The following is a 26920-nucleotide window of genomic DNA, read 5'->3' on the forward strand; positions in this document are numbered from 1 at the left end:
CGCGTTTGTAGAAGGTCATCCCGACGATGACCGACAAACATTCTTTTCCTGAACAAGAAGCATTTCAGGATCCAATCAATACATCTGGGCGTCTTCGTCAGTTCGCAGGGCCAGCGCAAGGAACCGCCCTGCTCTCCGCGGAGCGGCTCTCCTTCGCCTTTCCCCAGAGGACGCCCGTGCTCCGCGATGTCTCCCTTCACTTGAGGGGCGGCGCGTCCGTGGGCCTGCTCGGCGCCAATGGCGCGGGCAAGACGACGCTGCTGGGGGCGCTCACCGGCACCGTGCGGGGAGCGACGGGCGGCTCGGTGCGGCTCGACGTGGGCGGGCTGCATGCCCGCCGCGCCATCGGGTTCGCGACGCAGGCCATCGCGCTCTATCCCGTGCTCACGGTGGAGGAGAACGTCGGGCACCTGGCCCGGCTGCTGTTGGGACGCGCGGAAGCCAAGGCCGCCATCAAGCGGACCCTGGAGGAGTTCGCGCTGGGTCCCATTGCCCGCACGCGCGTGCATCACCTGTCGGGTGGGCAGCGGCGGCTCGTGCACCTGGCGGCGAGCTTCGTCCATGCGCCTCCCATCCGCTTGCTGGATGAGCCCACGGTCGCGCTCGACTTCGAGGCCCGCCAGTTGGTCGTGCGCCGGGTGCGCGCGTGGCGCGAGGAAGGCGCCGCGGTGCTCGTCACCGCGCACTACCCCGAGGACATCGAGGAACTCTCCACGGAGCTGGTGCTGCTGCGGGACGGCAAGACTCGCGACCTGGGAGAGCTGGGCACCGTGCTGTCGAACCAGGCTCGCACGCTGTCGCTGCGTGGCGCGCGCCCCGATGCTTCGTGGGAGCTCACGCTCGCCACCAGCAGCCTGGAGGAGGTCCGCTCGAAGCTGAGCGAGGTCCCCTCCGATGTCCACCTGTCCGAGCTGCGCCTGTCCGGCAACAGCCTCCGCGACATCCTGCTGAGGGACCCGTCCCTGAGCGCCTTCGCTCGGGAGTCAGAGGGACCATGAATCACGACATCGCTTCCAGTGCCCCCTCCGCTCCCAGCGGCGTGACGGGTTTTGTCAACGTGGTGCGTTGCTACGCGCTGACGGAGTGGCGGGTGCTCGCTCGCGAGCGCACGGCCATGGTGTTCATCTTCATCCTGCCCGCGGTGCTCTCCGCCATCCTGGGCCCAGGTGTGTCGGGGCTCGACTCGGCACCGGGCGCCATGGGCCGGGCCACCATCGGCTTCGCGGTGATGTTCAGCTACATGGTGGTGACCTACTCCGGTCACGCGTTCTACCGGGACTTCTGGTACCACACCCACGGCAGGCAGGCGCTGATCCGCCCCTCCCGGCTCGCGTTCGCCATGGGCAAGGTGTTGCCCGCTTGCGCGATGTCGTTCGTGCAGTTGCTGCTCTTCACGGGCTTCGCGGCGGCGTTCCTCGGCCTGCCGCTCAACGGCAACGTCCTCCAGGTGGCCCTCACCGGCGCGGCGCTGGTGACGAGCGGCTCGGCCCTGGGCTTCCTCCTCTTCGCCATCACGCGCAGCACCGCCACGCTCTCCAACCTCTCCTACCTGGTGCTGGTGACGTTCAGCGCGGTGGGTGGCGCCATCGTCGCCACCGAAGCGCTGCCGGGTTGGTCTCGCACGCTCGGCTACGCCACGCCGCACTACTGGGCCCTGCGTGCGCTCAACGAAGCCACCTTCGGCGCAGGCCGCTGGAGCGTCGTGCTCCAGAGCACCGCCGTCATCCTCACCTTCACCGCTGTCTGCGCGACCGCCGCGAGCCTGGCGTTCGACTTCCGGGACCAAAAACATGACACGACCTGAACACGACTCGGCGGGCGGCCCTCGGGCGCCCGTCATCCAACGGCTGCTCGCGGACCCGCGCGTGGCGCAGGCCCGTCTGGGCAAGCGCATTGGCCGCCTCCCCTACTTCACGCGGGTGGAGTCGGCCACCGGCCCCATCACCCGCATGGAGGGCCGGGACATCCTCAACTTCGGCTCCAACAACTACCTGGGGCTCGCGAACGACCCTCGCGTCATCGCCGCCGCGCAGGAGGCCTCCGCCCGCTGGGGCGCGGGCGTGACGGGCTCACGCCTGCTCAATGGCAACCTGGCGCTCCACGAGGAGCTGGAGGACGCCCTGCGGCGCTTCTATGGCCGCACCGGCGCCATGGTGTTCTCCACCGGCTACGGCGCCAACCTGGGCCTGATGAGCTCGCTCCTGGGCCGCAATGACCGCGCCTGGGTGGACGAGGAGATGCACGCCTCCGTCCTGGACGGCGTGTGGCTGGCGCGCGCGAACATGCGGCGCTTCAACCACAACGACCCGGAGCACCTGCTGGCCCAGGCGAAGGAGGACACCGCCTCCGGCCTCTGCGTCGTGGAGGGCGTCTACTCCATGCGCGGAGACCGGGCCCCGCTGCGCCGGTTCCTGGAGGTGTGCCGCGAGACGCGCCTGGCGCTCGTCGTGGACGAGGCGCACGGCCTGGGCACCGTGGGCACGCGGGGGCTGGGCACCGTGGAGGAGGACGGCATCGTCCAGGACGCGGACTTCATCACCATCACCTTCTCCAAGAGCCTGGGCTCCTGCGGCGGCGCCATCATCGGGGACAAGGCCCAGATTGAGGCGCTGCGCGTCCTCACGCGGCCCTTCCTCTTCACCGCCGCCAACACGCCGGCCTCCGTGGCCGCGGCCCTGGCCGCCCTGCGCATCCTCCATGAGGACCCGGGGCTGGTGGCCCAACTGAAGGAACGGGTGCGCTCGCTGCGCGAGGCGCTGGTGGAGCGCGGGCTGCGGCCCATTCCGTCCGACGGTCCCATCGTCAGCGTGGAGGTGGGCGCGGACTTCGACACGCTCCAGGCGTGGAGGCTGCTGTGGAACCGGGGCATCTACGCCAACCCGGTCATCCACCCGGCCGTCCCGGCGGGCCACGGCCTGCTGCGCCTGAGCGTGATGCGGACGCATGAGGAGCAGATGGTGCGCACCGTCGCGGACGCGTGCGCGGACGTTTTCTCGGACTTGCAGCTGTCCCATGAGGGACGGGGGAAGGTGGCATCATGAAGCGCACGCATCAGCTTTCCAGTGGTCAACCGCTCACCACGCAGACGCTTCGCGCGCACGGCGTGGACGTCGAACGCATCCTGTCAGAGCTGGTCAGCGACCCCGCCTCGTGCGGCGTGCTGCTGACGGGTTCGCTCGCGGCCGGCAATGGCACGCCCAGCTCGGACGTGGATTTGATGGTGCTGGTGCCGCACCGCACGTCGCTCATCTCCACGAAGGAGGGCGTGCGCTTCAAGAACAGCCGCTTCAGTGAGGCGCTCCAATACTGCGACGGCATCGAGGTCAACATCGAGCTGGCGGAGCGCAGCCGCGTCGCGGAGATCATGACGTGGATGACGGCCATCGCGCCGGCGCTCTACAAGCCGTCCGAGCTGAAGTTCATCCCCATCATCGACGGCCCGGAGCTTCGCTTCCTGCACCGGCTGCGCGTGGGCCTGCCGCTGATGAACCCGAGCCTGGTGGCGAGCTGGCGGGACGAGTTCCTGGTGGAGCTGCTGCCCACCTACCTCACCGTGCGGCACTTCATGGAGGTCCACGAGTACCTGGAGGACGCCATCAGCCACCGCGCCGTCAGCGAGGAGTCCAGCCGGCACGTGGCGCGCATCGCGGTGGAGGAGGCGCTGGTCTCCATCCTCGCGGCCCTGGGGGTGACGAGCGCGGCGCGCAAGTGGCTGCTCATCGAGTCGCGCAAGGCGATGGCCACCGCGAGCGAGGTGGACCGGGGGCTGCTCGAGGAAGGGCTCCTGCTGCACGCGGACTGCGCGACGGGCCCGCTGGGCGGCTGCCTCACGCGCATCGAAGCGCTCCACCAGCGCATGGCCCAGCGCATGTCGGCGGAGCCGGAGCTGGCGCGCGCGGTGGAGTTCCTCCAGGGCAGCATCGACTACGTCCTCGAGCACCAGGGATGAGCGCTTCCGGAAACACGGCCCGCGCCCCCGCGAAGGCGCGGCTGGGGGACGCGCTGGGACAGCTCTACGGGGCGGAGCGCGCGGAGGCGCTCGTCCGGGAGCTGCTCCCAGCGGCGGAGGGCGTCCGCGTGCGCCCGAGCCTCGGGCACGCGCGGCCCGCGGTCATCGCCGTGTATCCGGACCATGTGCTCGACGGGGGCATGGCTCCGCTCGCGGCGCTGCGGCGCTTCCTCGAAGAGGAGGTGGGCGGCGTGGGGCCGGCCCTGCTGCATGTGCTCCCGCCCTATGTGTCGGATGGGGATGACGGCTTCGCGGTGGTGGACCACCGCGCCGTGCATCCCCGCCTGGGGACGTGGGAGGACCTGGAGCGGCTGTCGGACGTCAGCGGCGGGCTGATGCTCGACCTGGTGATGAACCACGTGTCCACGTCGCATCCGGCGTTCCGGGACGTGCTGCGTGGAGAGGGACGGCCCGGGGACTTCCACCTCTTCTCCGAGCCACGGGCCATCGAATGGGGCACGCGGGTGCGGACCTCCTCCATCCTCCAGCGCTTTGGCGAGCACTGGGCATGGTGCACCTACGGGCGCGCGCAGGTGGACCTGAACCACGGGTCGCCGGACGTCTTCCTGTCCATGGCGGGCACCCTGCTGCGGCTGGTGGAGGCGGGCGCGCGGGTCGTGCGCCTGGATGCCATTCCCCACGTGTGGAAGCGCATTCCCGGAGGGCCGCATCAACCGGAGGCGAAGCTGCTGGTGCGCGCCCTGCGCGCCGTGGCCGATCTAGTGGACCCGTCGGTGCGCCTGCTCGCGGAGACGGACCACCGCACGGGAGAGCGGTGCTACCTGGGCGAGGAGCTGGCGCAGCACGACAACCACCTCGCGGTGCCGCTGCTCGTCTTCGCGGCGGCGCTCGCGGGCGAGGGCGGCCCGCTGGTGGACTGGGTGAACGCGTCCGCGGCGGATGAACGCAGCCGTGACGGCTACGCCTTCCTCCAGACGCATGACGGCGTGCACCTGCGTCCCATGGATCCGCCGTTGGATGCCCCCACCCTGCGGCGGGTGATGGAGCGGATGGAGCGTGCCGGGGTCCGGGTGTCGTACGCGGACGTGGGGGGCGAACCCCAGCCATACGAGCTCAACAGCTCCCTGCATCGCATCTTCTCCACGGAGGCGGGACTCGACGTCGAGCGCTACCTGGCCGCGCACGCGCTGCTCTTCGCGCTCCCCGCCACGCCCTGCCTCTACTTCCCCACCCTGTTTGGACTGCCGGACGCGGTGGGTGTCGAACCTTCCAATCCCCGCGCCGCGAACCGGCACCGGTACTCGGATGGTGCCCTGCGTGCACAGGTTCGACAGCCGGTGCACGCGCGCATCCTGAAGTCCCTGCTGGGCCTCATCCGGCTGCGAGACCGGACGCCCGCGCTGCGGGAGGCCAGTGGCTGCGAAGCGCGGATGCCCGCGCCCTGGGTCCTGCACCTGGCGCGAAGCCACGCCCGGCAGCCGCTGCACGTGTTGGTGAACTTCGGCGTGGAACCCGTGTCCGTCCCCGCGCCGTCGCGGAAGTGGACGGACCTGCTCGGCGGGCGCCAGGGCCAGGGGGACGTCCTGCTCGCGCCATCCGAAGCGCTGTGGCTCGTGGAAGCCGGGAGTGGAGACCTCACATGAGAAACGCTGCCAATGTATCCGGCCTCGTGGAGGCCTTCGGCTCGCGTCCGGGGAGCGAGGAGTTCGTCTTCACGTTCTTCGACCCGTACGCCATCGGGCTCGGGCTCGCGGAAGAGGCGCTCGCGTTCCTGGAGCGCGAGGGCTTCCGCGCCGTGGACCGGCGCTTCGTCCAGTACACGCAAAGCAGCATCGAAGCGGTGTACAGCCCCAACCGCCCCATCGCGCTCGACAAGACATGGGCCGTGCCCAGCGAGGTGTACCTGCTGGAGTCCTCCTGCGCGCTCATCCTCCGCACTCCGAGCCGGTCGGCCTGCGAGGCGTTCAAGTCGCTCAAGGGGTCGGCGAATCCCCACAAGCGCTCACCGCACCACCTGCGCAGCCAGCTCCAGGCCCCGACGCGCGCGCTGAGCCTCATGCATTCCTCGGACGACACGCGCGCCATGATTGAAGAGGCCGCCACGGCCTTCGACCCCCGTGAGCTGCGCATGCTCCTGGAGTCGGAGGGGCGCCCCACCCGCCGCGCGGGCTCCGCCATCCAGCAACTGCCAGGGGCCGTCGTGGGGCGGGCGTGGCGGCCTTCCCCCATGGAGTTCCTGGTCCACCTCCGCCTGCGCCTCGCGGAGGAGGTGGAGCTGGTCGCCCCCCTGCCGGAGGAGCTGGTCTCTCCGTGGCGCGAGGCCGCGAAAGAGCTGGAGGGGCTGCGCTCCGAGCCCTCGGCGTCCCGTGAGGTGTACCTGCGCGTGGTGGCCCGCGAGGCGGCGCTGATGATCGACGCGGTCCAGGCGGGGCTCTCGCATCCACGCCGGCCCGGGATGTTCGACTACCGCGTGGAGCCGGCGCTCATCGCCACGGTGCTGGAACTGCTCCACCACCCGGCGCTGTACCGCGAGACGGACCTCACGCGGCTCATCGGTCCGCTGGGGGCGCTGGTGCGCAATGCCTACGAGCGCGTGCTCCTGCGCAGCGCGCTCCAGGAGTTCGAATGAACCCGTCACCCCGTGAGTGGCACGCGTTCGAGCACCCGGCTCTTGAGGATGAGGTCGTCGTGCGTGCGCAGGATGGAGAGCTCGGTCACATCGAGCTCCACGATGGTCGTCTCGCGGAAGCGCCTCAGCACGTCGAAGAGCTCGTCCGCCTCGTGCACGTCCAGCTCGGAGTTGAAGCGCAGGTGGTCCATCAACTGGAGACAGCCGATGTAGAAGCCCGGGTGGAGCGAGTGGCCCAGGCGCGTCTGGACCTCGGTGAGGTGGTCCACGGGGTTCGGGCCGTCCGTCAGCTCCGGGTAGACGGGGAAGTAGATGCGGCCGTTCTTCTTGCCCCAGAACCAGCCGCCCTTCACCTGGATGCGGAAGCGGGGGAAGCCCTCCAGCCGCTGCTTCACGAAGGGCACGATGTCAGCGATGGGCATCCGCTCATGCAGGCCGTTGCAGATGGTGAAGTGGTGTCTGTATTTGCGCCGCTCGACGGTCTCCCAGGAGATCTTCCGCGCCGCGGCGGTCATGGCCACGGCGTTCATGAAGCGGTTGAACTGGGGGCTCTGCGCGAAGGCGCCGAAGTCCACGAAGCCCACCAGCGAGACGCGGGGCGCGCGGTAGGTGCCCAGCCAGTCGTAGCCGGCCTTGAGGTCGAACGGCACGACCTCCGGGTGGTCCGGCCGCACCAGCGGCAGCTGCATCAAGCGGTACTCGTAGGAGAGGACATGGTCCTCGGACGGGCGGGGCTGAAGCTCATTGCCCGCGCGGCGGTACGCCAGCCGCTCATCCGTGGCGAAGGTTCTCATGCATCGAATCCACCACACGTGGGCAGAGGCCACAATGCGATGCCGCGCACGCGCCACGCCCCACGTCCGCTCGTGCGAGGTCGCCCGTGACAGCCCTGGAACGCGAAGCCGCGACGCTTCGCCCCACCCCTCCGGTTGGAAGTCCTCCTGACTGCCGCATCCGTGGCGTCGGTCCCGTGCACGCGTCCATGCGGGCCTGGGCCGAGCGCGTCCTGGGCACGCTCGCCCAGACGTACGACGGCGTGCCGCTGACGCTCGTGTTCAAGGGAACGGTGCTCCCGCGTCCGCGCACGATCCGCCTACGGCTCCAGGCGGCCTCCGCCGTCATCGCGACCTGGCGGGGCGAGTGCCGCTTCATCGTCGGGAGGACCCAGGCGGTGCGCGCGGCGCTGGAGGGATGGGACCTGGACGAGGTGGCGGACCGGCTCTCCCAGGCCGGAGACGTGGCGCGCTTCGAACTGGAGGACGACGAGGTATCCACCGAGCCCCAGGCCCCCGTGGGACGGCTCGTCCTGGGGGACAAGGCGCGCACGCTCGACATCCTGTCGGAGCTGCACGGGCCGTGGTGCATCTCCCCACCGCTCATCGTGCACAGCGGAGACTGGGCCCGGGACCGGGACGCGGTGCTCCGGCGGGTGCGGGAGCGCTTCGGGAACGACCGCGTCGTGGTGCGCTCCTCCTGCTCCGCGGAGGATGCATGGAACACGTCGAACGCGGGACGCTTTCTCTCCGTGCTCGACGTGAACGCGGGCAATGCCATGGCCGTGGGCGGCGCCATTTCGGACGTGTTCGATTCATACGGGCCCGTGGCCCGGGAGGAGAAGGTCTTCCTCCAGTCCTACGTCCACCCGGTGAGCGAGAGCGGCGTGCTGATGGCGCGGCACCCGGAGACGCTAGCCTCGTACTGGGTGGTGGCGTCGGACGTCTCCAGCGGGCGCACGGACCAGATCACGTCCGGCGCCCTGGAGAAGCCCTCCTCCGCGTACGTGGAGCACGGCGTGCCCCGGGGCCTGTTGCCGGACTCGCTCCGTCGCGTCATCAGCGTGGGACGCGAGCTGGTGAAGCTCATTGGCGTGGAGGCGCTGGACATCGAGTTCGCGCTGGCGGGCGGTGACTTCCACCTCTTCCAGGTGCGTCCCATCGCCAGGGGTTCATCGCTGCCGGAAGGAGGCGAGGTCCGCCGGGCGATGCTGCTGGCGGATGCCTGCACGGCGCACCAGGCGCTGCTGCGGCCCAAGGCCCCTGTCGTGGGCGACGGGCCCGTCTACAGCACGATGACGGACTGGAACCCGGCGGAGATGATTGGCCGGCGTCCACTCCCGCTCGCACGGACGCTCTACGGCAGGCTCATCACGGACCGGACCTGGGCGGAGCAGCGCGCGGCCTACGGATACCGGGACCTGCGTGGCACGCCCCTGCTGCGCGACTTCGCGGGGCACGCCTACGTGGACGTGCGCGCCTCGCTCAACTCCTTCATCCCGGCCGGCACCCCGGCGCGCGTGGCGGAGGTCCTGGTCTCCCAGCAGCTCGCCCGGCTGGCCAGCGCTCCCGAGCTGCATGACAAGGTGGAGTTCGAGATCGCGGACACGTGCGCGAGCCTCGGTCTGCGCGAGCGGCTTCGGAGGCTCTACGCGTCCTCGTTGGATGCAGGGGAGCTGGACGCCCTGGCCACCGCGCTGCGTGACATCACGCTGCACGGGCTTCGAGACCTGCCCGCGCAGGTGGAGCAGGTGCAGCGGCTGCGGGCGGAGCCCTTCGCGCCGGGCTTCGAGGGCGGGCTCGGCCCCATCCTCGCGCGCCTGCGCAAGCTGGGCACCCTGCCCTTCGCGCACCTGGCACGGACGGCGTTCGTGGTGACCGCGCTGCTCAAGAGCTTCGTTCGCGAAGGCGTCATGGACTCGAGCGAGCAGCGCGAGGTGCTCCAGCGCATCCGGACGGTGGCGGGGCAACTGCAAGCGGACGCGCTCCGCGTGCGGCGGGGCGAGCTGGGTCTGGAGGCGCTCGTCGCGGAGTTCGGGCACCTGCGCCCGGGGACCTATGACATCCGGGTGCCACGCTATGGCGCGGATCCGGAGCGCTACTTCGGCCCGCTCATCTCCGGAGCGGAGGAACCGTTCAGGCACGAGGCGCCCCTGCCCCGAAGCCTCCATGACCGGCTGGGCGCGGGTCTCCGGAGCGCCGGCCTGTCCATGACCAGCGAGGTGTTTCTCGCGCACCTGGGCGCGGGCATCGCGGGGCGCGAGTACGGCAAGCACGTCTTCACCAAGACGCTCAGTGGCGTGCTCGAACACCTCGCGCAGTGGGGCGAGCCGCTGGGGCTGAGCCGGGATGACCTGGCGCATCTGTCATGGGAGCAGGTGGAGACCGCCTTGACGCTGCCGCCGCTCGAAGCCCGGTCGTGGTGCCGCGACGCCGTGGAGGAGGCCCGCGAGCATGCCGCCGCCGTCAACCTCATCGAGCTGCCGGACATCCTGGTGCGCACGTCGCACCTGCTCTTCCACGTGAGCAGTGGAGAGCAGCCGCTGTTCGTCACCAAGGCGTGCGTGCGCGCGCCGGTGCTGGTCGCGGACGGGCTGCCGGACGCGGAGCGCGTGCGCGGCAACATCGTGCTGCTGGAGCGCGCCGACCCCGGCTACGACGGGCTGCTCGCGCTGGGCGTCGCCGGCATCGTCACGGCGTACGGAGGCGCGAACTCGCACATGGCGGTGCGCTGCACCGAGCTGCAACTGCCCGCCGCCATCGGCGTGGGCCGGGAGCAGTTCCGGCGGCTGTCGGGTGGGCGGGTGATGACGCTCGACTGCGGGGGCCGCAGGCTCGTCCATGAGTGAGCGCCGCGTGGCCCTCATCACCCAGCGCAGCGACCGCGTCCCGGGGCGTCCGGAGGTGCGGGACGCGCTCGAGGACTCCTGGGCCTCGGGCCTGTGGGAGGCCGGCTGGGTGCCCTTCCCCGGGGTGAACGTGGCCGCCGCGGCCGTGGCCCAGTTTGAAACCCTCCGTCCGGGGCTCCTCATCCTGAGTGGAGGCAACGACGCGCCGGGAACGGGACAGGACTCCGTCCCCGCGCGCGACGAGACGGAGTCCGTCCTCCTGTCACTCGCCGCCCGGACGCGGACGCCGGTGCTGGGCGTATGCCGGGGCGCGCAGATGCTCGCGCGCTTCGCGGGGATGCGGCTCGTGCCCGTCGAAGGCCACGTGCGCGTGCGCCATGCGTTGACGGGCCCGCTCGTCCGGGCGTGGCGGGGCCCGGCGGAGGTGGCGAGCTTCCACCACTGGGGCGTGGCGGAGGACTCCATGCCGGATGGATGGGACGTCCTCGCGCGCTCGGAAGACGGCGCGGTGGAGGCCTTCGGGAACCGGGAGCGGCGCGCGCTGGGCGTTCTCTGGCACCCCGAGCGGGCGCCCCATCACCTTTCCGCAGTCCTCGAATCCCTGGAGGCGTACGAACCGTGAAAGCCATCATCCTTGCAGCGGGCCTGGGCACCCGCATGGGGCCGCTCGCGGCGAACCGGCCGAAGTGTCTCGTGGAGCTGGCGGGAGCACCGCTGCTCGACCATCAGCTGGCTGTCTATGCGCACTTCGGCGTGGACGTCACGGTGATGGCTGGCGCGTATCCCGAGCTGACCAGGGCGGGGCGCAACGTGCGCGTCGTGGTGAACCCGGCCTACACCACCGGCAACATGGTCTCCACGCTGCGCTTCAGCCTGCCGGTGGTGTCCCGCACGGAGCCGGTCCTTGTCTCATACGGAGACATTGTCTTCTCACACGAGGTGTTGGCGCGGATGCTCGCGGCGACCCGGGACGTCGAAGTCGCCATCGATACGCAGTGGCGCCGGCTCTGGGAGCTGAGGATGGAGGACCCCACGACGGACTGTGAGTCATTGCGCCTGCAAGACGAGCGCATCGTGGACATCGGCTCGCGGGTGCGCTCGGTGGAGGAGGTGCAGGGGCAATACATCGGGCTGCTGCGGTTCGGGCCCGGCGTCCTGCACGCGCTCCTGGAGCGCTTCGACCAGCGCGTGGCGGAGGACCCGCGCTACTGGAACATCTCCATGACAGCCTTCCTCCAGGACCTCATCTCCGAAGGCGTGGCGGTCCACGCCGTGCGCATCGCGTCCGGCTGGCTGGAGGCGGACAACGCGGAGGACCTGCGCCGCTACACCGAGGCCCACGCCTCGGGAGCGCTGGCGGGCTTCTGGTCCCCCACGGCGGTCAGATGAGGCGCACCCGAGGGTCCCCGGCGTCCTGGAGCAGGGAGAAGCCAGCGCGGTAGCGCTCCTGGATGTCGGGGACGGAGGTCAGCGCGCGGACCGCTTCGTCCCAGTCCGGCCAGGTGAGGCGCTCGGAGCGGACCGCGTCACTGAAGGGCGTGTCATCCGTGAGGTGGAAGTGCACCTGGCCCACGTCCTGCCGGGGGCCCGCGTTGACGAGCACCGACGCGGGAGCCCGCTGCCGTGCTCCGGCGATGAGCGCGAAGAGGTCCGCGCGAAGCCCTGCGTGGCGCGGGTGCGCCAGGGCGAAGACGTCCGGCACACCGCGCAGGGGGACGGCGATGTGGTGGAAGGTGCCGTAGACGGGCCGTGGGTGGCGGTAGAGGGCGGCCTGCTCCGAGCGGTCCACGGAGGTGAGGGGCAGCAGCCGGTCCGCGTGCGCGAAGCCGAAGCGCACCAGGGAGCCGGAGGCAGGAGTCCGCGCCATCCGGAACGCCAGCTGTTTCAGGGTTGCCATGTACATCCTTCGATCAGGTGTCCGTCGAAGGAAGCATGCCCTCGCGGTCTGACAGTGTCAGCGTCGTGGAAACCCCTGGGGCAGGAATGCGCCCCCTTGGGGCTGCTCGGCCCCTCCACCGCACAACGCAGTGCAAGGATTTGATGCAGAGAGACAATTCCTCTCGAAAAGTCTTTTCAGGCCATTGCTTGACACTTCAACACTGTCGGTGAGAAGGTTTTAGGCGCGGGTTCCCCGCAAATCGAATCTGGGAGGCTATTCATGAAGATGAAGAAGCTGACTGTTCAGGCCGAGATGGCGAAGACGGCGTTCCCTTTCTACGATTGGCTCTGCGATTCTGACGGACCGATCTGGGCGTAATTCCCAGACGGCGGAATCCGACGCCGTGCGCTCTCCTTGAGCGCACGGCGTTGCATTGTTTTGAGCCCTTCATCGCGGGCACGTGAATTCGGTCCATCTCGTCTCCTGTGGAGTGACAATGCCCTGGCACGACTCGCTTCCCTCGCTCGAGTCCTTGCGGACTCCGTCGCTCGTCGTTGTCGAGGCAGCCCCTGGAGACGGGCGTCAGGATGTCCTGGCACGCTGGCTTCGAGAGGGAGGTTCACAGGCCGCGCGCACGTGGCACGTCACCGCGGACTTCAACGAGCAGGGGCCGTGGGCCGGCCTTCGAGGCGTGCTGTCGGACCTGCTGGGCGACATCGAGCAGAACGCCCCGGAGCTCCTGGAGCGGCACAGCTATGAGTTCTGCACGATCCTCCCCATGCTGCGGCACAAGCTGGATGCTCGCGGCTTCTCCCTCACGGACCAGGCCCGGGGAGATGAGAAGGTCCGGCACTATCCACCCGATCGCGCCTTTCGCGTCGTGCAGGGTGTCATCAATCTGCTCACGACGTGGCGAGCGCTCGCGCCCGCGGGCCGGTGGGTCATCGTCTTCGATGCCTTCGAGCATGCGAGCACTCTGGGGAAGCTGTTTGTCTCAGAGCTCCTGCGTCGACGGGGGCAGTCGCTCCAGGTGACCGTGGTCCTGGCCGTGGCGCCTGGCACGGGCGAGGAATTGATTCAGCCGCTCCAGATGCACGCCGCCGAGGTTTCGCGCGTGCGGCTCGACCTGGCGCCCTCTTCCGGGGCGCCCATGAGCCCTGACACCGCCGCGCGGCTGGCGGAAGAGCTCGAGCAGCGGATGGCGAAGGATCCCGCCGAGCATGAAGCGCATCTCTCGGCGGTGCTCAAATACTGGAAGCAGTCCCAGCGGGACGACATGTGGCGCAAGAGCCTGGCGCTCGCGCTGAACCTCGCGGTCCACCGGGGAACCTACGCAGACGCCATGCGGTACGGCGCCGGGGTCCTCGGGGAGCTGGACCTGCTCGCGAAGGAGTCCCCCAAGCTCTACCGCTCGGCCCTCTTCAGCCTGATGTATGGGTATATCGCCTTGGGCGAGCCAGCCCGGGCCCTGCAGATCGTGATGCGGCTGGACCCGGGAGTGGAGTCTCCGGAGACCTGCATCCGGCTGGACTACAACCTGGCGATGTTGCATTCGCGCTTTCTTCCCCAGCCCGACTACGACCGGGCGGAGCGCTACCTCCAGGACGCGCTGAAGGAGATCGAGCGCTCGTCGTTGCCCGAAGGCGAGAAGCACTTCGCCCATGTGTTCAATCGCAATGGGCTGGCCTACGTGCGAATGAGGCAGCGCAGGCCCCAGGAAGCCATTGAGTTGTGCAAGCAGGGGTTTGAACGGCTCAGCGAGCACCTCCACCCGGAGCGGCACAAGCTGCACCGCTCCGTGCTGCTCTACAACATCGCGCAGGTCTACGCCGGGCTGGACATGGTCGAGCAGGCGATCTCCCAGATCACGCTCGCCATGGAGATGGATCCCAACTACTCGGAGTACTACAACGAGCGGGGCTCCCTGTTCCTCAAGTCTGGCCGGCCAGACAAGGCGCTCGCGGATTTCCGAAAGGCCATTGACTGCAGTCCTCCCTACGCGGAGGTCTGGATCAACCTGGCGCAGTGCTACCGCGCGATGAACCGCCCGCAGCAGGCGGTGCAGGCCTTCTCCGAGGCGTTGGACCTGGCCCCCAACAACCTGCTCGCCTTGCGGGGTCGCGCCGATTGCCATGACGACCTGGGCCTCTCCGAGCAGGCCATCGCGGACTACAGCGCGGCGCTCGCAATCGCTCCCGCCCAGCCCGGGCTCCTGGCGAACCGCGCCATCTTGCGTTACGCGGCCGGCCAGATCGCGGAGGCAGCCGCCGACCTCGACGCGGCCATCCGCCATGCGCCGCAGATGGCGGACCTCTACCGCAACCGGGCCATCGCCCTGTTCGACCTGGGGAGGGAAGAGGACGCGGTCCGCGACTGCCAGACGTATCTGCGGATGGCGCCGGAAGCGGAGGACCGTCAGGAGATCGAAGCACGGCTCCACGCCACGCAGCGCGCACGCGCCACGGGCTGACGTCACACGTCACAGGCTCCGGTGACTGAGCCGGTTGAGTCGTATCCCAGAGCCTCCTGGGTCGTTGTTTCGCCCTCCCTCGTGGGTCTCGAATGGCATGGCGGAGCTGTGTCAGTCCGCGTGCCTGACAGGATTCGAAGAAGGGGGAACGTATGCCCGCGACCCATCACCTCGAGGTGGTCGCTGTCGACGAAAAGGGTGCCGCGCTCAAGGTAGACACCGTGACCCTGACCTCGGGCTTGGCCGTAAGCCGGGCCGTGGCGGTCTCCGGCGCTGCTCGCATCGCGTTGAGCGGCGTGAATCCCGGCAGGGGCGAGGTGTGTCTCTCATTCCCGGACCGGCCGGACTTCGTCCTCCCCCTCACCTTCGTGAAGGACGCGGACGGGCCGGTGCCCATCTTCCCCCAGCCTGCACCCCTTTGCTGCCCGGCCATCCAGCGGTCCAGCGAGAGCTCCATGGGCGCGGTGAAGACCGTCTTCACCCTGCCCCTCACACTGGCCTCGGCCCATTCCGAAGTCATCCTCGTCGCGGGCTGGGACTACAGCGGAGGCGCGAACAACGCCGCCTACTGCGACACCTATCGAGATGACCTCTATTCGGGGAGTACGCACAGGACCGGGGTGAAGACGTCCATCCCCAAACGCATCGATGCTTCCACGGTCGTCACCATCTTCGACTTCAAGTCCGGTGAACGGAGCCGGACCGTGAGGAGCGCGTCCGGGTGGTTTGAACTGGATCGCGTCCTCCAGGGGAAGGTGAAGCCGCATCTGGAGAAATACTCAGACCCTGCGAACCTGAAGAGGCGACACGACGACGATTCCATCTCCATCCGGCACGTCTACGACTCCATCATCGAGCTCGGAGCCAAAGCCCCAGGGGCCCTGAGGGAGTTCCATCTCTTCTCGCACGCCTGGGCGGGCGGGCCCATCCTCGTCGAAACCTACGAGGACGCCACGTACCGTCCAGGCGGAGCATCCGAGGCGCAGCGAGATCCAGGGGACAAGGACCCCCGCCTCAAGGACTTCGACCCGGCCAACATGCCGCGGCTGAACGACTTCAAGGCCGCATTCGCCGCCGATTCCACCGTCAAGGTGTGGGGCTGCATGGCGACCACGGCCTATCGCAACTTGATTCGAGCCACGGCCTCGGCCAGGAGCGACACCGACTCCATCTCCTACAACTGGTCGGAGACGGAACGACGAACCACGACGGCCGCGAAAGCGAAGACGTACCTTCGGGACGTCATCCTGAAGCACAACTACATGGCAAAGCTGTCCGCGGCCATTGGCGGCAGCGCGAAGGTGTATGGGGCGCCTCCAGGCATGGGCGCCAACCTCCGCGCCGTCCCCGTGGGGAAGAAGACTTTCAATTACATGTACGTGGATGGCACCATCTACCGGCGCGAATACGACTTCCTCAAAAGCGCCATGGGACTGGTGCCCGATGACACCGGCTATCTCCTCTTCTGATTCCGACATGCGGCCTGGCGTCATCCGGGCGTGGCTCCGCGCGGGGCTTGCCGCGACGCTGCTCATGGCTCCGGCCTGTCAGGAGCAATCCCGGGGCACCGCGGATTCGGAACATGGGGGCGGTGAGAAGGGCCAGGTGAAGGCCCCAGCGCTATCCGCCAGTACAAAGCCTTCGCCGGGCGCTAGCGCGGCGGAGCGGCTCAAGGCGGATACGGCTCTTGTCGAATCGGCCCGTCTTGTCTCATGTCAGGGGGACAAGGTGTTGGCGCGGATGCCCGAGCCGCTGTTGGCGCAGTTTCGGACTGCGTTGCCACGGGCCGCGGTTTCGCGGGACCCGGCCCTGACGACGCCGCCTTGGGAGTCCGTTCTCCTGGAGCTGAAGCTCCGGGACGGACGGGCGGTGTTCGGGCAGCTGGTGCGCGAGGACGTCCTCCGCCTGCGCGAGGAGCGGTGGTGCGGAGCAGGAGCACAAGGCGTTGAACTGCTTCTGGCGGACGGGCCCTCGCTGCTCCCGTGGTTCCAGCAGCACCTGGGACCGGTGCAGTCGAAGGAGCAGCAGCTTCCGCCAGGGCTTCCCCCTCCTCCCTGACGCGAAGTCCGAGTGACGTGCTCGTGAGGAATATGGGCGGGCCGCTCCACGTTGCCCACGGTTTCTCCGAGCATGACCCCAGCCCCTTCCGAGGTCTCGTCCCCCAGTGCCGAGGCCCGTCCCGTGGATTCCAGCGAGCGGCTGGTGCTTCTCGACACACTGCGTGGTTTCGCGCTGTGCGGCGTGTTCATCTCCAACGTGATGGTGTGGTTCAGCGGCAGGATATTCCTGCCGCGCGAGCAGACCCTCGCGGCGATGAACAACGCGTCGCTCGCCGACACCATCACCTGGCAGGCGTTCTCCTTCCTGGTGGCCGGGAAGTTCATCACCCTCTTCTCGTTCCTCTTCGGCCTCGGCTTCGCGGTGCAGATGGGCCGCGCCGAGGCGCGAGGGACCTCCATCACGCCGCTCTATGTCCGGCGGCTGGGGGTGATGCTGGTGATGGGGCTCTCCCACCTGTTCCTCATCTGGTACGGCGACATCCTCAGCACGTACGCGGTGCTGGGATTCGGCCTGCTCCTGTTCCGGGGGCGCTCGGAGCGGACGCTGCTCCTCTGGGCCCTGGTGTTCGCCCTGGGGTGGTCCGTTGTGGGCGTGGCCATCCTCAAGCTCCCGCAGCTGATGGCGGACTCACCGGAGGCCGGCGCGGCCATCGTCAAGGCGGCCACCGAGAAGTCCGAGGCCATCCGGGCACAGACGCTGGCGGCCTACGCGAGTGGAAGCTGGCTGGACGTGACGAAGGCGACCTTCCACTTCTTCTTCCGCGACTACTTCCCGCTGCTGCTGGCCATCACGCTCTCCACCTTTGGCCGGTTCCTGCTGGGCCTGCTGGCGGGGAAGCGCCGCATCTTCCACGACGTGCCCCAGCACCTGGGGCTGTTCCGCCGGATTTTCGGGTGGGGGCTCGTGGCCGGGGTGATTGGCAGCAGCAGCGGACTGGTGCTGCAGCAGCTCATGCTGAGGCAGGTCTTCACCCCGGAGACGCTGCCGATGTGGGTGTCCTTCGCCATCGCGCCACTGCGGCACCTGGGCGAGCTGGGCTTCGCGGCCGTCTACGTGTCCGGCATCACCCTGCTCTTCCAGCGGGCCACCTGGCAGCGAGCACTGGGCCTGCTCGCGCCGGTGGGCCGCATGGCGCTGACGAACTACCTGTCACAGTCGATCATCAGCGGGCTGTTCTTCTACGGATACGGCCTGGGCTTCATCACGAAGCTGGGACCCGCGGCGTGCGTGGCGTACTGCCTGGCCATCTTCTGCGTCCAGGTCGTGTGGAGCCACCTGTGGCTGTCTCGGTTCCGCTTCGGTCCCGCGGAGTGGGTGTGGCGGTCGCTGACGTATGGCAAGGCCCAGCCGATGCGCCGTGACGACGCCTCGGGCCAACGCACGACGGCGCCGGCATAGCTCAGCCGCCGCCGTTCCCGCCGAACTCCAGATACGAGCCATTCCAATACGAGAGGGAGTAATACGCGGCGTTGGTTTCGGTCCGCCAGGCGTTGGTGACGTAGGTGCAGCTAGGGCCCGCGGTGTGGATGCACATCCCCTGCATGTACGCGGTGCCCGCGGTGCCGGAGAACTGTCCCGTGCCCATGTCGGTGAGCGGCGGGACCCGGCTCTGCGCCGAGTAGACCTCACCGTAGAAATGCGCCATGTCGCCCGAAGTGAACTGGCCATTCCAGAGCGAACCGGGGAAGTAGCCGACCCAGGCATCGTTGAACCAGATCCACCAGTTGCCGTTGTCATAGCGGATGTACTGCTGGACCGCGTATCCGTAATAGCTGGAGAGCGGCATCCCGGGTCCATAGACGCCGTGGACCTGGACGAAGCCGGCGGCGTCGTTGAACTGGCCGTAGCTCCAATGGGAGATCATCAGTCGCGGGAAGGCGTCCCAGAACTTCCGCAGGCCCATCTCCACCAAGTGGTAGTTGGCGCCCCGGACGATGGACATCTGGGACGTCACCATGTCGCTCTGGTCGTACACCGCCGGGTTGGAGAACAGGATCGACGCGCCAACGCCGCTCTGGCTCAACGCGTCCGTGGGCTTCATCACTCCGGCGTACCAGTAGGACCCCGCCAGCGACCGCGCGTCGGCTGAGTCAGCCGTCCCATTCAGCCCGGGGGACAACGGCGGCCCGGCCTTGTGCGTCCGGAGCTCCTCCTGCGGATAGACGGGCACCTGACCCGGCGGGCAGATGGCGCGAGCACGAGGGGCGAATGCGGCCTTCTCGATGCGGGGAGGCGGCGGAGGCACGGCGGCGCGTGCGGCCTCCGTCATCACCTCGCAGCGGAACTCCCCAGGCGCGAGCGCGAGCTCCACCTCCGGGCGGACATCGCTCGTCGGTTCGCCCCACCCGCTGAGAAACATTGACAGCAACAAGCCCGCTTTCGACATGGACGGCTCCTTTCGGACATCGGCACCGGCCATCTTCTCTGCTGACTCTGACACGCCAGCCGTCAACGGCATCCCACCGCTTTGCCGATCAGCTCGGTGACGGCTTCAGGGTGGCTGATCATCGCGACGTGTGAGCTGCGAATCTCGACAGTATGGGCACGAGCGCGCCGGGCCATGAAGCGTTCGGCCTCGGGCGGGATGGTGTTGTCGTCGCGGGCGACCATGTACCAGGACGGAATGGTCTTCCACGCAGGCGGTCCGGATGGCTCATTGAAGACGGAGGCCGCGGCCGGGCGCTGACTGGCGGCACCCACCGCCGCGTCCTTCTCACGGAGGTCGGCCGCGAAGAGCTCCTGGAAGAAGGCGGGGTCGATGTATGCGTCTGCGTCCGAGCTTCCGCCCCCTGGGAACGGGCGCAAGATGAGGTGCTCGCCAAGCTCGGAGTGGCCGCCGCCGAGCGTGTTGGCCTCCGAGATGCTCTCCCCCTCATCCAGTGCATACGCGGCGATGTACACGAGCGCTTTCACGTTCGGGTTCCCGGTGGCCGCGTTCGTGATGACGGCTCCACCGTAGGAGTGGCCGACCAGGACGATGGGACCGGTGAGGGTCCCCAGGAAGTACCGAAGGTACTCCGCATCACCCGAGATGCTTCGCAAGGGATTGGCGAAGGCGTGGGCCGTATAGCCTTGTCTCTGCAACCGTTTGATCACATCGGCCCAGCCGGATGCGTCCGCGAACGCTCCGTGCACGAGGACGATGGTGGGCTTGCGACGGCAGCCGGTGTTCCCCACGTCTTCGGATGCAACGGCCTGGGAGGGAATGGCGCTGACAGCCAGCAGCATCCAGAGGGCATGGATCAGGCCCAACTGGCGCACGTTCCGTGGGGTGAAGCGCTGAGTGTTCATCGGCCTCTCCGGATGGGCCCGCGCGTGGCGCGGGACGGCGCGGAAGGTGGGTGGCCGATATCACCGCGACAACCCGGACCGGGGTCCAGGCCTGATGAACGCGTCCGGCAGGGCGCCCGGCCCCTCAGTCCACTGCGACGCGTCCCACGGCGCTCCTCGCCATGCGCAGCCACACGAGCGAGACCATCAGCCACGCCGCCGTGAGCGCGCTCCAGGACCTGGGGAGCGCTGGCCTGGACCAGCCACAGCGTCACGGCCACGCCCATCGCGAGCACCCGGGCGAGCTCCAGGGGCTCGCTCCACGCCTTCGACTCCAGCATCCCACTCCAGGCGGTCGCCATCGCCCAGAGCAGCAGGCTCAACACGACCTTCTGCCAGCCCGAGAGCGGCGAGGCATGGTGGCTCACCAGGAGCATGAACGGCATCGACGCGAACAACTGGAAGACAAGGTACCCCCGGATGCCCGGCAGCTCCCGCGAGTGGTACTTCACCTCCGCGCCCTCCTGCTTCCAGTAGCCCAACGCGCGAGGAGGCAGGTCCGCGGGTCGCCAGCCCGTGGGCATCACCCAGAGGCGCAGCCGGTCCCAGTGGCTCTTCGTGGCGACGGCGTCCGAGAAGAGCCGGGCCCATGCCTGGAAGTTGATGACCGTCGGGTCCCAGGTGTTCGCCGGGGTCGTCAGGCCGTAGGAGCACGGCTCGGTCTCCTCCTCGTAGGTGCCGAACATCCGGTCCCAGATGATGAGGAAGCCCGCGTAGTTCTTGTCGATGTACAGGTCGTTGCGCGCGTGGTGCACGCGGTGGTGTGACGGCGTGTTCAGCCACGACTCCACCCACCGGGGGAGCTTGGGGATGACCCGCGTGTGGGGGATGAACTGGAGCACCAGGTGGAAGGCCACCATCGCCAGCACCGCCTCCGGCGGAAAGCCCACCAGCACCAGCGGCCAGTAGAAGAGGAACGAGAAGAGGCGCTGGGTCACGCTCGCGCGCAGGGCCACCGCGTAGTTGAGCTCCTCGGTGGAATGGTGCGGCGAGTGGGCCGCCCAGCCGATGTTGGTGCGGTGGCCGAAGCGGTGGAACCAGTAGAAGAGGAAGTCGACTCCCAGGAAGAGCGCCACCAGCGACAGCGGCGACGTCGCGTCCAGCCGCCACGGCGCGAACTGGCCCAGTTGGGTGAAGAGGGGCAGCACCAGCAGCGCCACCGCGACGTTGACGCACTGGTTCATCACGGCTGTGCCCATGCTCGCGATGGAGTCCTGGAAGCTGTAGTAGCCGTTGCGCCGCACCACGCACCAGGCGAACTCGGTCAGGGCCAGGGCAATGACGAAGGGCGTCGCCACGGCATAGACGTTGATGGACATGCCGCCGGTATATGGTTCCCACAGCGGCCTGCGCCTTAACCCAGGTCAAGCCAGGGTCCTTCGAGCCGTGAGATTCCCCAAGCTCTTCGAGCGCCTCGCCACGCTGGCCCCGCTTCCTCCCGAGGAATGGGCGAAGGCCGAGGCCGTGGCGAAGGAACAGTCGCTCGCGAAGCGGGAGCTCTTCCTGCGGCCCGGGGACGCGGCGGACCGGTTCGCCGTGGTGCTCCAGGGCGTCTTCCGGGGCGTGCGCGTGTCGCCACGCGGAGGCGAGTCCATCAAGGCCTTCCGCGCGGAGGGAGAGCTGATTGGCGCCTACGCGGAGATGTTGCAGCGGCGGCCGTCGATGACCGCGATTGAAGCCCTGGAGCCAAGCCGCGTGCTGGTGTTCCAGGTACGCGACTTCCAGGCGCTGGAGCAGGGGCACGTGTGCTGGGAGCGGCTGGCGCGCCGGGTGGCGGAGCAGCACTTCCTCCTCAAGGAGCGCCGTGAGCAGGAGTTCCTGGAGCTGTCCGCGGAGGAGCGGCTCGTGAACTTCTGGGAGGAACATCCCCACTTGAAGGGACGGGTTCCCCAGCGCGACGTGGCGGCCTACCTCGGCATCACCGAGGTGGGGCTGAGCCGCATCATGTCGCGGCGCCGCAAGCGCGACGGTTGACTAGGCCTTGGGAAACTTGACGACAGCGGTGGTGACCTTGACGAGGTCGTAGGACTCCTGCCGGTTGAGCAGGTTCGTCCGCTGCGCGACCAGTTGCGCGCGGAACTCCACCTGCCGCGACTGGTGATCAAAGAGCGCGTAGACGACGTAGTACCGCGCCTGGCGAACCATCGTCTCCGGGTCGACCGAGAGCTGGATGTCGTCCGGGTTCAGGCTGCTGTCGACGACGCATTTGAAGCCAGCCAGCTTGTGCAGGTTCTGCGAGGCGCTGTCAGTGCGCGCCTCGTGCCGGATGAAGATGCGGCCCTCCTGGAACTTGTACCAGAGGCTGCAACCGCTCAGGTTCGCGGTGAAGAAGTACGTGAGCGTGTCGGTCGCGAGATCGATCTCACACTCCGTGACGTCACCGGACTTCCAGGGCAGGTAGAAGGCATCAGGAGACTTGCTCTCCTTGAGCGTGGCCAGCTCGCGGTCTTCCAATTCATCGAACGCCACCGCGTAGGCGCCCATGCCAGAGCCAGGAGCGGGACCGAGGATGAGCGGCTTCTGCTTCTGCCTGCCGGATGCGTTTCCCATGATGGGCATTCATAGCAGCAGGTCCGGCCGCCCCATCCACTCAATGTGGAGGCTCTTCATGAATGCGGCGCACATTCACGTGGGCATCGGTCATGCCCATTCCGCCTATGCTCGGGGCCGTGAACACATCAAGACTGAGGCCGTGCACACTCCTGGCTGTTTCACTCTGGCTCGCATGTACGGGCCAGCTCGGCCAGGACGTTCCCGCCGAAGGCCCTCCAGACTCGGGCGTGCGTCCTCAGGACGACGCTGGGACGCAGCTGGATGACGCTGGCGTCCCGGATGCAGGAAGTCCCGATGCTGGCAGCCCGGATGCGGGGACGACGCCCACCATTACGAGCGCCCGGGTCTTCTTCTCCGGACACAGCCTGCTCGACAACCCGATGCCCGATCACTTCGACGACATCGCCACGAGTCGGGGCAAGGACTTCAACTGGAACCAGCAGAACGTGATTGGCTCCCCCCTGCGGGTGCGGACCTGGGGCAATGGCGGATGGGAGGGTTATCGCTCGGGCAAGAACCGCTCGGGTGACAGCATGAACGTGGTCCAGGAGTTGTTGTCTCCCCAGACGCTGGGCCCAGGAGAGAAATACGACACCCTGCTCATCACCGAGCGGCATGACCTGCTAGGCACCGTCGAGTGGGAGAACACCATCGGCTACCTGCGGCACTTCCATGACCGCTTGATCGCCGGGAACCCGCAGGCCGTCACATATTTTTATCATACGTGGTTGGACCTGGATAAGTCTGACCCGTCTCAGTGGATTGCCTATGAGAAGAACGCCCGGGTCGCCTGGGAGTGTGTGTCTTCCAAGGTGAACCTCACGTTGCCGAAGGACGGACGGTCGGACCGCGTGGTGGCGCTCCCGGGGAGCACGGCGCTGGTCCACCTGGTGGAGCGCGTCATCACGAACGAGGTGCCCGGCATCAGCGGGTCGACCCAGCAGAAGCTCAATGTGCTCTTCAGCGACAACGTCCACCTGACGTCCCTGGGTGCCTACTACATGGCCGCGGTCCACCATGCCGCCGTGTTCCGGGAGTCGCCCGAAGGGGTCCGGGTGCCCACAGGCGAGAACGCAGCGACCGTCCAGGCCCTCCAGCGCATCGCGTGGGAGTTCGTGAGCGCCTATTACGCGCAGCCTGGCGCGGGCGAGCGGACGATGGAGGACTGCCGCACGCGAATCCCCCGGGACGTCTGCCCTGGCTTCTGGGAGATCCTCGGGAGTCCCCAGAACGTCGAAGGCTGTCAGCGCTTCTTCGGCAACGCGACCGCGAGCCAGGGTGGAAACCCCTTCGTCTGGCCTGATCCGAATTGGCAGCCGCTACCCGCTCCGTAGTCATCCCGGTTCCGGGCTGGAGGGGCGAATGGACGGCTCTCATTTCCCCTCCCCTACTCCGCGTGTTAGGAGTTGCCCGATTCCGGGAGGAGTTCATGCGTTCATCTCAGGCATTGGGGCCGCCCCTGTGCTGGGTCTTTCTCGTCATCCTGCCGTCAGTCGGGCTGGCGGCTCCAAGCAGCGAGGTGAAAGGCCATCTGGAGGCCATCGCCAGCCTCTACGAGGAGCTTGAGTTTGAAAGGGCCCTCGGCCAACTCGCCACGGCGCGACGGCAGGCGAACGGACCGGAAGACGACGTCGAGCTTTCGCTCTGGGAAGGCCTGCTCATGGCGGAGCTGAGCCGGACGGAGGAGTCCAACGCTGCCTTCATGGCCGCACTGTTCCTGCGGCCGGACGCACAGCTCCCCGTGAAGGTGTCGCCCAAGGTGTCGAACCAGTTCGAGTCGCTGCGGAAGGTGGTGAAGCGCACGCAACAGACGCGCCGTGACGCCCCCAAGCCCGCGTCGCGCCAGGCGACGGATGTACCGCGTGAAGTACCTCCGCCATCCGCACCGCCTCGAATCACGTCTCCGACCAGTGTCGAGGTGGCATCGGCCCCCATCGAGCCCCCAATCCAGGTGACCCAGGAGACGCGGAAGAGTTCCTTGCGGTCCAAGGCCTATATCCCCGCGGTCGCCGGCGGCGCGCTCACCGTCGCGGGTGGGATCTCCTGGGCTCTGTCTCGTGGAGAGCTGTCGAAGTTTCGCAACGCGGATCCATCCCTCGCGAACTTCGAGGCCATTGACCGGGCCGCCTCGCGGGGGCGGACACTGCAAGCCGCGGGCGTAGGCATGCTGGGGGTCGGTGTGCTGGGACTGGGGTTGGCGACGGGCATGTATCTGATCGGCGCTCCCGAGAAGAACCTCGCCATGCGGATGGGGACGGATGGACGATCGGCGCTTGTGTATGGGAGGTGGCCATGAAGCTGCTTTCACTGCGGGCCGTGCTGACCATGTTCGTGCTCGCGAGCGCGGCCTGTACCGACTTCGATCTGGAAAAGCAGAAGCTGTGCAAGCAATTTCCCGAACGGTGTGGCAACGCCGACGGGAGCATTGGCGATTGGACGGGCGGAGCACTGAACGTCACCTTCGAATACAGTGGCTTCGAGCGCGGGTGCGTCACGGTGACCGCCACGGACGCGGCCAACCCGGGGAACACGAGCAGCCTCGACGTAGCACTCCCCAGCAAGACGCCCGGTTCCGTGTCGGTGATGGTGTTCCGGACGAAGGGCTGGGGCCGCGCGTTGAACGTGACGACGCAGTTGCATGAGATCGACTGTTCAGACCCCTTGGTTGGGGCCGCGCAGGAGAAGAAGGCGGACGTCCCCGAGGGGGGCACGCTGGACGTGGCCTTCACGGTGAGGGCCATTGATGGAGATGGAGACGGCTACTTCAGTAGCGATGGTCCCGGGGGAACCATCAAGGGCTCCGACTGCCGTGACGAGGAGCCCGACGTGAACCCCAGCGCCAAGGAGGTGTGCAACGGCAGGGATGACAACTGCACCCTCGGGGAGTCGGACGCGGACAACAAGCTGACCTGGTACACGGACGAGGATGGGGACGGCTACGGAGGAAACATCCAGGTTTTGGCCTGCACCCAGCCTGCTGGGGCCACTGCTGTGGGCGGGGACTGCAACGACACCGATACGCAGGTCCGGCCGGATCGAGCGGAGTTCCGTTGTGACGGCAAGGACGACAATTGCAATGACATACAGGACGAGATTTTCGACGTAGGCAACGATTGCCAGGACGAGTTCGGATGCGCGGGCAAGATCGCGTGTTCCTCCACTCCGGGCCAGACTGCTTGTGTGCGAGTCGAAGAACCGGTGACCTGGTACGTGGACGGCGACGGCGATGGCTTCGCGGGCCAGTCGGTGGCGCAGCCGGCCTGTGAGGCGCCCGTGGTGGGCGGTGTCTCCCCCTCCCAGGACTGCGATGAGAGTTCTCGCTACGTCAGGAATGGGCTGCCAGAGGTCTGCGACCGGCTGGACAACAACTGTTCCGGCACGGTGGACGAGGGGTGCGGCACTCTCACCTGGGCGACCAAGACGGCAGCAGGTGGCAGCGACAACCTGAGGGCCATCGCCCTTTACGACCATGGGCAGAAGGGATGGATGGTCGGCACAAACAATCTCTTCCATTACGATTTCACGACCGGCACGGCGACGCAGTATGTGGATCCTTCCTGTTTGGATAACTGGACGGCTGCATGGGCGTCCGCGAACGGACGGCTCTTCGCCGTCTCGGACTCAGGAAAGCTAATCATCCGGCTCTTCAACACCGATCCCGCTTGTTTCGAGGTCACCGCGCCCGGATCAGCGCCGCTATATGGCATCACCGGTATCGAGCAGTCCGGATCCGAGGCCACTGTTTATGCGGCCTCAGCCAACGGCAAGATTTTTAAATGGACGCCTCCCTACAGCCAGGCCGGTGCTCTTTCTAATTTTGGCAGTATTGGCGACAACCTTCGTGCGATCGCGAGCGCCGGGTCCGAAGGCACGTTGTTCGCTGTAGGCGGGAATAGCGCTAACAAGGCGGTTGCCTACCGCTATGACACGTCAAGCTCCCAGTGGGTTTCAGACCCCTTGGGTGAAACCTTCGACGGATTCCTTAAAGGCATCCATGTGACGGACAGCCGCTTCGCCTACGCGGCAGGCGACAATGGATTGGTCTTCAAGAGGAGTGGAGGCGCCTGGACCTCCCTGCCTACCGTCTTCGAGTCCAACGGAGCAACGAAGGCCGCCATCCGGGATGTACTTGCCTTCAGTGAGAAGGGCATCTACGTCGCCACCACTGAGGGGAAGATTCATTTCTACAACGGATCCGTGTGGACCCCCGTGTACACAGGGGCATCCCCGCTGTACTCGCTCGATGGTCCTTCACCCGCTCGCATCGTGGCAGCGGGCGAAGGCGGCAACGTCGTGAGCTTCACGGCGCCCTGAGTCGCCCGAAACCAGAGGGAATCGCGCGTCGGCTCCATCGACGCGCTTTTCCCCGGGCCTTGGTCGTGGACCACTCCACCGAGCAGGCCTGG

The 26920-nt window shown here is 67.8% G+C and carries 23 protein-coding genes; 17 read left to right on the forward strand and 6 right to left on the reverse strand.

Annotated elements, in window-relative coordinates; all coding sequences use genetic code 11:
- Positions 1-176: 176 nt before the first annotated feature.
- Genes ACX114_RS34195 through ACX114_RS34220 form a run of 6 tightly spaced genes read left to right on the forward strand, consistent with a single transcriptional unit; the run spans position 177 to position 6599 of the window.
- A complete protein-coding gene (locus ACX114_RS34195) occupies positions 177-998 on the forward strand; it encodes an ABC transporter ATP-binding protein (protein ID WP_459291532.1) in 822 nt (273 codons plus the stop codon).
- Positions 995-1804 (forward strand): ABC transporter permease, encoded by an 810-nt coding sequence (locus ACX114_RS34200; protein ID WP_459291533.1) that lies wholly within the window; start codon positions 995-997, stop codon positions 1802-1804. The genes ACX114_RS34195 and ACX114_RS34200 overlap by 4 nt, the downstream gene beginning before the upstream one ends.
- The gene (locus ACX114_RS34205) at positions 1791-3041 is read left to right on the forward strand and encodes an aminotransferase class I/II-fold pyridoxal phosphate-dependent enzyme (protein WP_459291534.1); all 1251 of its coding nucleotides are present in this window, start codon (positions 1791-1793) and stop codon (positions 3039-3041) included. The genes ACX114_RS34200 and ACX114_RS34205 overlap by 14 nt, the downstream gene beginning before the upstream one ends.
- Complete coding sequence (locus ACX114_RS34210; protein WP_459291535.1) at positions 3038-3949, forward strand: nucleotidyltransferase domain-containing protein; 912 nt, start codon at positions 3038-3040, stop codon at positions 3947-3949. The genes ACX114_RS34205 and ACX114_RS34210 overlap by 4 nt, the downstream gene beginning before the upstream one ends.
- Complete coding sequence (locus ACX114_RS34215; protein ID WP_459291536.1) at positions 3946-5613, forward strand: alpha-amylase family glycosyl hydrolase; 1668 nt, start codon at positions 3946-3948, stop codon at positions 5611-5613. Before ACX114_RS34210 ends, ACX114_RS34215 begins: the two co-directional genes overlap by 4 nt.
- Positions 5610-6599 (forward strand): nucleoside-diphosphate kinase, encoded by a 990-nt coding sequence (locus ACX114_RS34220; protein ID WP_459291537.1) that lies wholly within the window; start codon positions 5610-5612, stop codon positions 6597-6599. Before ACX114_RS34215 ends, ACX114_RS34220 begins: the two co-directional genes overlap by 4 nt.
- Positions 6600-6604: 5 nt before the next feature.
- On the opposite strand, the gene ACX114_RS34225 is transcribed toward ACX114_RS34220, so the two are convergent.
- Positions 6605-7393, reverse strand: a complete 789-nt coding sequence (locus tag ACX114_RS34225) for a hypothetical protein (RefSeq protein WP_459291538.1) — start codon at positions 7391-7393, stop codon at positions 6605-6607.
- Positions 7394-7569: 176 nt separating this feature from the next.
- Here ACX114_RS34225 and ACX114_RS34230 point away from each other — a divergent pair, with 176 nt between their 5' ends.
- The 3 genes from ACX114_RS34230 to ACX114_RS34240 are packed head-to-tail and all read left to right on the forward strand — an operon-like array spanning position 7570 to position 11610.
- A complete protein-coding gene (locus ACX114_RS34230) occupies positions 7570-10221 on the forward strand; it encodes a PEP-utilizing enzyme (RefSeq protein ID WP_459291539.1) in 2652 nt (883 codons plus the stop codon).
- Entirely contained in the window at positions 10214-10843 is a 630-nt protein-coding gene (locus tag ACX114_RS34235) for a gamma-glutamyl-gamma-aminobutyrate hydrolase family protein (protein WP_459291540.1), read from the forward strand. Before ACX114_RS34230 ends, ACX114_RS34235 begins: the two co-directional genes overlap by 8 nt.
- Positions 10840-11610, forward strand: coding sequence for a phosphocholine cytidylyltransferase family protein (locus ACX114_RS34240; protein ID WP_459291541.1), 771 nt, complete (start codon positions 10840-10842; stop codon positions 11608-11610). Before ACX114_RS34235 ends, ACX114_RS34240 begins: the two co-directional genes overlap by 4 nt.
- Here the strand turns inward: ACX114_RS34240 and ACX114_RS34245 are convergent.
- Positions 11603-12118 carry a hypothetical protein gene (locus tag ACX114_RS34245; protein WP_459291542.1) on the reverse strand — a complete coding sequence of 172 codons (516 nt, stop codon included), beginning with the start codon at positions 12116-12118 and terminating at the stop codon, positions 11603-11605. The two genes, ACX114_RS34240 and ACX114_RS34245, sit on opposite strands and share 8 nt — an antisense overlap.
- A gap of 478 nt (positions 12119-12596) precedes the next feature.
- Between ACX114_RS34245 and ACX114_RS34250 the strand changes: the two genes are divergently transcribed.
- From ACX114_RS34250 to ACX114_RS34265, 4 genes are all read left to right on the forward strand, one after another.
- Positions 12597-14570: a tetratricopeptide repeat protein gene (locus ACX114_RS34250; RefSeq protein ID WP_459291543.1), complete on the forward strand. Its 1974-nt coding sequence runs from the start codon at positions 12597-12599 to the stop codon at positions 14568-14570.
- A 152-nt stretch (positions 14571-14722) separates the two neighbouring features.
- Positions 14723-16039: a hypothetical protein gene (locus ACX114_RS34255; RefSeq protein WP_459291544.1), complete on the forward strand. Its 1317-nt coding sequence runs from the start codon at positions 14723-14725 to the stop codon at positions 16037-16039.
- 400 nt (positions 16040-16439) lie between these two features.
- Entirely contained in the window at positions 16440-16628 is a 189-nt protein-coding gene (locus ACX114_RS34260; protein ID WP_459291545.1) for a hypothetical protein, read from the forward strand.
- A gap of 72 nt (positions 16629-16700) precedes the next feature.
- Positions 16701-18029, forward strand: coding sequence for a DUF418 domain-containing protein (locus ACX114_RS34265; protein WP_459291546.1), 1329 nt, complete (start codon positions 16701-16703; stop codon positions 18027-18029).
- A gap of 1 nt (position 18030) precedes the next feature.
- Here ACX114_RS34265 and ACX114_RS34270 read toward each other — a convergent pair whose 3' ends face one another.
- From ACX114_RS34270 to ACX114_RS34280, 3 genes are all read right to left on the reverse strand, one after another.
- Positions 18031-19017 carry a neprosin family prolyl endopeptidase gene (locus ACX114_RS34270; RefSeq protein WP_459291547.1) on the reverse strand — a complete coding sequence of 329 codons (987 nt, stop codon included), beginning with the start codon at positions 19015-19017 and terminating at the stop codon, positions 18031-18033.
- A gap of 62 nt (positions 19018-19079) precedes the next feature.
- Positions 19080-19922: an alpha/beta fold hydrolase gene (locus tag ACX114_RS34275; RefSeq protein WP_459291548.1), complete on the reverse strand. Its 843-nt coding sequence runs from the start codon at positions 19920-19922 to the stop codon at positions 19080-19082.
- Positions 19919-21280: a sterol desaturase family protein gene (locus tag ACX114_RS34280; protein WP_459291549.1), complete on the reverse strand. Its 1362-nt coding sequence runs from the start codon at positions 21278-21280 to the stop codon at positions 19919-19921. The genes ACX114_RS34275 and ACX114_RS34280 overlap by 4 nt, the downstream gene beginning before the upstream one ends.
- A 67-nt stretch (positions 21281-21347) precedes the next feature.
- Between ACX114_RS34280 and ACX114_RS34285 the strand changes: the two genes are divergently transcribed.
- The gene (locus ACX114_RS34285) at positions 21348-21935 is read left to right on the forward strand and encodes a Crp/Fnr family transcriptional regulator (RefSeq protein WP_459291550.1); all 588 of its coding nucleotides are present in this window, start codon (positions 21348-21350) and stop codon (positions 21933-21935) included.
- Here the strand turns inward: ACX114_RS34285 and ACX114_RS34290 are convergent, their stop codons facing one another.
- A complete protein-coding gene (locus ACX114_RS34290) occupies positions 21936-22511 on the reverse strand; it encodes a hypothetical protein (RefSeq protein WP_459291551.1) in 576 nt (191 codons plus the stop codon). It lies immediately after the preceding gene.
- 230 nt (positions 22512-22741) lie between these two features.
- Here ACX114_RS34290 and ACX114_RS34295 point away from each other — a divergent pair, with 230 nt between their 5' ends.
- From ACX114_RS34295 to ACX114_RS34305, 3 genes are all read left to right on the forward strand, one after another.
- The gene (locus tag ACX114_RS34295) at positions 22742-23848 is read left to right on the forward strand and encodes a hypothetical protein (RefSeq protein WP_459291552.1); all 1107 of its coding nucleotides are present in this window, start codon (positions 22742-22744) and stop codon (positions 23846-23848) included.
- 95 nt (positions 23849-23943) lie between these two features.
- A complete protein-coding gene (locus ACX114_RS34300; RefSeq protein WP_459291553.1) occupies positions 23944-24810 on the forward strand; it encodes a hypothetical protein in 867 nt (288 codons plus the stop codon).
- Positions 24807-26828: a putative metal-binding motif-containing protein gene (locus ACX114_RS34305; protein ID WP_459291554.1), complete on the forward strand. Its 2022-nt coding sequence runs from the start codon at positions 24807-24809 to the stop codon at positions 26826-26828. The genes ACX114_RS34300 and ACX114_RS34305 overlap by 4 nt, the downstream gene beginning before the upstream one ends.
- The last annotated feature ends 92 nt before the right edge of the window (positions 26829-26920 follow it).

The organism is Corallococcus sp. M7, from assembly GCF_054512695.1.